Source organism: Nostoc sp. NZL (assembly GCF_015714705.1).
Lineage (GTDB): Bacteria > Cyanobacteriota > Cyanobacteriia > Cyanobacteriales > Nostocaceae > Nostoc > Nostoc foliaceum_A.
In genome coordinates this window covers 93602-99972 of the sequence record NZ_WBKL01000167.1, presented here as the reverse complement: position 1 = coordinate 99972, position 6371 = coordinate 93602, and the positions used below count along the sequence as shown (strand labels likewise).

7 protein-coding genes are annotated in these 6371 nt (G+C 42.7%); 3 read left to right on the top strand and 4 right to left on the bottom strand.

The window, feature by feature from the left end; translation table 11 throughout:
* The coding region (locus tag F8R90_RS24805) for an ELWxxDGT repeat protein (RefSeq protein WP_331000707.1) at positions 1 to 372 on the bottom strand (372 nt) is incomplete at its 3' end.
* Between the two features lie 965 nt (positions 373 to 1337).
* Positions 1338 to 2300, bottom strand: a complete 963-nt coding sequence (locus F8R90_RS24800; protein WP_196512880.1) for a protochlorophyllide reductase — start codon at positions 2298 to 2300, stop codon at positions 1338 to 1340.
* Between the two features lie 253 nt (positions 2301 to 2553).
* On the opposite strand from F8R90_RS24800, the gene F8R90_RS24795 reads away from it, so the two are divergent.
* From F8R90_RS24795 to F8R90_RS24785, 3 genes are all read left to right on the top strand, one after another.
* Positions 2554 to 3099, top strand: coding sequence for a T4SS efffector SepA family protein (locus F8R90_RS24795; protein WP_230966787.1), 546 nt, complete (start codon positions 2554 to 2556; stop codon positions 3097 to 3099).
* 87 nt (positions 3100 to 3186) lie between these two features.
* Positions 3187 to 3378: a DUF6888 family protein gene (locus tag F8R90_RS24790; protein WP_196512879.1), complete on the top strand. Its 192-nt coding sequence runs from the start codon at positions 3187 to 3189 to the stop codon at positions 3376 to 3378.
* Positions 3379 to 3393: 15 nt separating this feature from the next.
* A complete protein-coding gene (locus F8R90_RS24785) occupies positions 3394 to 3594 on the top strand; it encodes a DUF6887 family protein (protein WP_196512878.1) in 201 nt (66 codons plus the stop codon).
* Positions 3595 to 3676: 82 nt separating this feature from the next.
* Here F8R90_RS24785 and F8R90_RS24780 read toward each other — a convergent pair whose 3' ends face one another.
* Both F8R90_RS24780 and F8R90_RS24775 read right to left on the bottom strand, forming a co-directional pair.
* Entirely contained in the window at positions 3677 to 5404 is a 1728-nt protein-coding gene (locus tag F8R90_RS24780) for a succinate dehydrogenase/fumarate reductase flavoprotein subunit (RefSeq protein WP_196512877.1), read from the bottom strand.
* Positions 5405 to 5645: 241 nt separating this feature from the next.
* Positions 5646 to 5963: a hypothetical protein gene (locus F8R90_RS24775; RefSeq protein ID WP_190891069.1), complete on the bottom strand. Its 318-nt coding sequence runs from the start codon at positions 5961 to 5963 to the stop codon at positions 5646 to 5648.
* Between the last annotated feature and the right edge of the window lie 408 nt (positions 5964 to 6371).

Here is a 6371-nt window from a genome sequence, read left to right as displayed (position 1 = left end):
ATTGGTCAGATTTTGCGGGTTAGAGCTACCTATGCCAGAGAAGATATCCTTGACGCGGACAGTACCAGCTTCGGTGCCATCACTTTTCCACAGTTCATTGCCCCCACTGCTGTCAGTAGCACTGAAGTACAGCGTGCCGTTGACATTGGTCAGAGAGTTCGCATAAGAGCTACCTGTGCCAGAGAAGATATCCTTAACGCGGACAGTACCAGCCTCGGTGCCATCACTCTTCCACAGTTCAGAACCACCACTGCTGTCAGTAGCACTGAAGTACAGTGTGCCGTTGACATTGGTCAGAGAGTTCGGGTTAGAGGAAACTCCACTGGTGTTTATATCTTTTATGAGGTTAATCGATGCTTCTTCTGCTGCCATAACCGTTTTTCCTTAAACCTTTAGATACAGAATCACAAGCGAAATCAGGCGTTGGTTGATGCTCCAAGTGCGATCGCTATTTTTCTTACATGCAAAGATGCGATCGCTGAATCCTCCGCTTTCTTGCTTGCAAAGATGAGGTTGCTGAATCTCCTAGCTTCGCTTTTCTAAAATTAAACAGCCTCAGTAAAGATGTTGAATTTTATCAAGAAACAATTCAGGAACCAGCGGCCATAATTCAGAAGAAGGTTAAGCAACTGGGGAATAAATTAGGGCGTTTTCAACCCAACTAAATATTCACTTTAGTGGACTTCAATGGTGGGTCTGAATCTTCCAATAATTGAGTCTGAATTCTTCTTCAAGTTTCTTTATATAAAGCCAATTATCTTTAATCTAGTAAGCACTGCAATATAGCTATATATCAAGATATCAAGATGTGCATAGTTAGGATTTCGTTAAATTTGGCGGTATTTTTATGAACAAGCAGAAAGCAGCAGAATTTTATAGGGTTCGTGTCAGTGCATTAACAGTCAAGTATCCAGTTAAATAAAGATAACCTCGATCAAGCCTTAAAAAGGGGGAATAACCTTCTAAAAGTCTTCAGTAAAAAGCAGGGCTTAGAAGCATCTAAACTTTTGGATACAGGATTTAGCAATTTTAAAACATCCTCTAAAACACTAAGTGCAACAGTGGGAAATTAACGTCATCATAATTTGTAATTATCCTATAAAGTGCACTTTTTTTACCAGTTATAATTTATCACGCAATCTTCTTTGCTTTGACTGAGGTTTATGTCAGAGTTATAGCTTACAAGAAGAAGTGGTAGTTAAATACAGCTATCAATAAAGTCAGAGGTGACTTAATAATCACCTCAAGCATCGGTTTCCTGCACATAATATCGATTCAAAAAAGTGGATCGATAAATCGATGAATCATGCACAAAGGTAACGCCAAATCCTGTCGCATCATGCCAGTCCAACCAACTTTGCACTTAGTTCCCACATGCGATCGCCTTTTTCATCATCGCGGGCTTGAGGAGAAACCTTTTGAACAAAGGATTTGCCATCTTTCTTCTGACGATTTCCCCAACTCCAATAAGCACCGGATTGATTATACTCAGGATCGGCAACCACCGCAGCAACCCGTTCTCCTGCCAACTCCTGAGACACGTATCCCCCAGTGATGTACTTCTGGAATAATGGGAAGATTTTCTGAAACAGGGGATAGTGGTTTCTGAATAGCGGCGTTTCTGCAACACATCCTGGATAGAGAGAACTGAAGGCGATACCGGTTGACTCATGATAGCGCCGATGCAGTTCCCTCATGGTCAACACGTTGCAAACCTTGCTGTCTTTGTAAGCTTTGACGGGTTCAAATTCCTTACCGTCAATCATCGAGATTGGCTCTTTAAATCCCTCTGCGAAGCCCTGGAAATCGCCCAAGTCGGGACGCGGCGGAATCTTCCCACCCAGTTCATCTGGATTGTGAGTGACAGTTCCTAAAATGACGAGCCTTGGCTGTGAAGATGATTTCTTCAGATCCTCTAGCATCAGGTTGCACAACAGGAAATGCCCAAGATGATTTGTAGCAACACTTAACTCGTAACCTTCTGGGCTTCGCAGTGGCTCCTTTAACAAAGGCATATAAATTGCGGCATTGCACACCAAAGCGTCTAGAGAGTTACCGCTTGCTCGGAAGTTATTCACAAATTGTCGAACGCTATCCAAAGAGCCAAGATCGATGTGCATGATAGTGTAGCTACCCTGGTGGGGGATTCCCAGAGATTGGGCTGCAAGTTGAGCCTTCGCTATATCCCTACAGGCCATCACTACGTACCATCCCCTTTCAGCAAGAGCCTTGGCAGCGTACAAACCGACTCCTGAAGAAGCACCTGTGATTATAACCGTTGGCTTGTGATGTTGTTCCATTCTGTTCAGCCTCCATTGACTGTCTCTAGGATCTCACACCAGTGAGCCATCATTGTCACCAGCTTTTTCAATGCCGGATTAGGCTGAACTAATATGCTTATAACGTCATTAAATTTTACTGTTAGGCAATCATTCACTTTCAAATTTTGGTCGTAGCGGAAAGCCTGGATAGACTGGTGCAGATTAAAAAGTAACTGGCATTTTAAATATATATATGTTACATATATATAAAAGAGTAAATACACAAGGATATATGATGCCGGTTATCAGAATACCTGATCCCATTTACAAAAGGCTCCAAGCTCTAGCTGTCCCTTTCGAGGATACACCCATCACTGTTATTGAGAAGTTATTGAATGAATATGAGGCACGTTACCAGCCTCAGCAAGTTTCTGAAACCGAGAATTATAAAGTTCTTGAACCTGATACTTCGAGCAATTTGCACCATACCAGAGTGCTTCGAGCCGTCATTGGTAGCCAGGAAATTCATCAACCGAACTGGAACAAAATCGTCGATGCAGCACACGAAATTGCTATTCGACAAGGATTTTCTGTAGAGGAACTTATGAAGCTAACCCTTGCCCATGTTGTTAGGGGTGAAAAAGTTAATTCTGGTTTTCGCTACTTACCAGAGGTAAACATTTCGATACAAGGTGTAGATTCAAATCTTGCTTGGCGTAACACTTTGCACTTAATGAAGAATTTGAAAATGCCAATTGAAATATACTTCGAGTGGCGTGACAAAGAGGGAGCAGCGTATCCCGGTGAGAAGGGGAAGTTCATTTGGAATGCTAAATAGGATGTGAGAATAACAACTATTAGAGCATCGCTGGATGGGTTTATATGATTAAATGTGTTACATATAAATTTATAAAGATAAACATTCATGGACGATCTACAACTAAGAGTAGAACAGCTACAATCCTTATATAGACTTTGCCATCAACTTACAAATGTGATGTTTCAGGCAATTCACATCGTGCGATTAGATGAACGATCGCTCAATATATTTATATTAGCTGGGCAAAATGAAGGAATAGAGCTAGAAATTAAACCAGATGGTAGTATAGAACCATGAATGTAGTCTAGAACTATGAATCAGGTAAACTATACAGCAATGAGCGACCAAGAGCTAAAGAGTTACCTTCTTACCCATAAAAATGATAAGGAAGCCTTTTCTGCTTACATGGATAGACGAAAATCTCGTCATCGTGATGCTGCAATACAATTAAATGATCCGGCTTGGGAAGAAAAGATAATAGCTGTGATTCAGAAACAATTAGGTTCTGATTGATAACTTAATCATTTCATATTCTTAATCGAGGTGGACAAAGTTTTTGTAGTCCCCTCGATTTCCCATATAAATTTACCTTTAGCTAATACTTCCGCTCTTTTGGCTCAAACATAGTAATCGCCACTGGCCGATATTGAATATCAATTCCTGCTGGTGAATAGTAAGCCATTGTGTGTTTCAGAAAGTTGGTATCATCTCGCTCAGAATAATCTTCGCGGAAATGAGCGCCACGGCTTTCCTGGCGATTTAAAGCTGATGCTAAAATAGTCTGTCCCACTACCATCAAACTTCGCAATTCCAAAGCTTCTACAAGTTCCGTATTCCAGCAACTGCCTTTGTCATCTAAATAAATTTGTGGATATCGCTTTTGTATTTCTTCTAATTTGTGCAACCCTTCACTCATTAATGCCTCAGTGCGGAAAACACCGCAGTACTCGGTCATACAATCCTGGAAGGCTTGACGAACTTGGTTAATGCGATACTGTCCTGGTTGCTCTAGCAAAGCTTGGATTTGTTGCTGGGCTTCCGTTACATATCGTTGCTCATCTACAGAGGGCAACTTACGTTTTTGGACAAATTGGGCGATCGCAGCCCCAGTTCTCTTGCCATAAACGACACATTCCAACAGGGAATTACTACCAAGGCGATTGGCACCATGTACGGAAACACAAGATGTTTCGCCAGCAGCAAAGAAGGCATCAACTAGACCATCACCACTACTGCGGACTTGCCCATCAGTATTAACTGGGATACCACCCATACAATAGTGAATTGTCGGGCGAACTGGCATAGGTTGAGTTACCGCGTCAACACCTACCAAACGGTGTGCTTCTTCCCAACAAAAAGGGACGCGACTCATAATTTTTTCTTTGCCCATATGGCGTAGATCCAGATAGACAAAGGGGCCACCAGCAGTTCCATCAAGATGAATACCACGTCCAGCACGAATTTCGTAAGCGATCGCTCGTGAGGTAATATCACGAGGAGCCAGTTCCATGCGACTGGGTGCATAGTTCGCCATAAAGCGATCGCCTTCACTATTAATCAGATATGCCCCTTCTCCCCGTACCGCTTCCGAAATCAGCACCCCTACCGGATATAAGCCAGTGGGATGAAATTGGACAAATTCCATATCTTCAAGGGGCAAACCTGCGATCGCAGTCATTGCCAAACCATCACCAGAAGAAGCGTAATCATTAGAGGTGGTGTTATAAACGCGACCATAGCCCCCTGTGGCAAACATTACCGCCTTTGCCCGCACCACTTCGATATGTCCATCCAAAAGATGGAACATTACCACACCTTTCGCCTCATTGTCTTCCAAAATGAGGCGCATCACATACCACTCTTCATAAACTTGCACCCCATAACGCCGCAGGTTGTTGACCAATTCGTGCAAAATCGCGTGACCGGTCTTATCAGCGGCGTAGCAAGTACGGTTGTGGGAATGTCCGCCAAAAGCCCGTTGGGCAATGCGCCCATCGGGTAAGCGAGAGAACAAAACGCCCATGTGTTCCAAGTCAATTACCACATCTGGCGCTTCTTGGGCGAGAATTGCCACAGCATCTTGGTCTGCCAAGTAATCAGAACCTTTGACAGTATCAAAAGCATGTGCTTCCCAAGTATCTTCTGAATCAACATTTTTTAGCGACGCAGCCATACCACCTTGAGCCGCAACTGAGTGGGAACGAATTGGATGGGTTTTAGCAACCACAGCAATATTTAAATTAGGGTCAGTGCGGGCAATTTCCACAGCAGCGCGACATCCCGCCAATCCACCCCCGACAATAATCACATCGTGTTCCAGCATAATTAGCCCCTGATTGCAAACCCCTGCTGTTCTATTGTAGAGAGGTGATTAATCAGGTAGTTAGAGGAATTGCGATCGCGTCTCTACAAAAAAATTCCCTGCCTATAGACAGGGATAATATTACAAATTTTTAAATTACGAGTGAAAAGTTAAAAATGAAGAGTTGGGTCTTCACTTATAACTCCTAACTCCTAACTCCTAACTCCTAACTCCTAACTCCTAACTCCTAATTTGTAACTCTTTAGCTAGTTGCTTGTGCAGGTTGTTGCTGAGACACATTACCTGGTATGGGTTCCATTTTGGTTCCAGGCCCTACAGGAGTGACTTCAATATGATTTAACAAGGTAGTGACAAACGCAAACAACAAGAAAGGTAGTGATAGCAGAACGACCAGACCCGCTGTTGCTAAAGCGTATACGGGGCGCTTGGCACCCATCAGCGCCAAGGCTGATGCCAAACTTAGGGTAATTGTAATCAACCAAACAATTATTTGACCGTAGATATCACCGAAAGTCAGGGTACAGACAAACCGATACTTTTGAATATTATTTCCGCTCATCACATTTGCCTCAAGTCTCTCCTAATAGGTTCTACCTTAGAACCATGTTTGCTTTGTAGACAATTTCTAAATATTTTTGCAAGCTTCGTAATATCACTTTACAATCAACTTTTTTTGTTACAAAGCGCAATTTATAGTACAGCATGGCGTAGATAGAGCATAGCCTATGGGAAACCTTTCTCCTGTACTCGTCGCTGCCTGGAATTCTCCTAAGGGTGTGTTATCGCATAGGCTAACGCACCATGCAAGATTTTCAGTGCGTTAGGACTAACATCTACACCCTACCAGATTCAAGCTAATGTGGTGAACAGTTGGCGCAAAGACAAAGAAAACTGGATGTTGACGTAGACTAATTTTTTTGGGAAAAGTTTTCGCAATTTTGATAACCTTTTCAACAAATAGACTCTT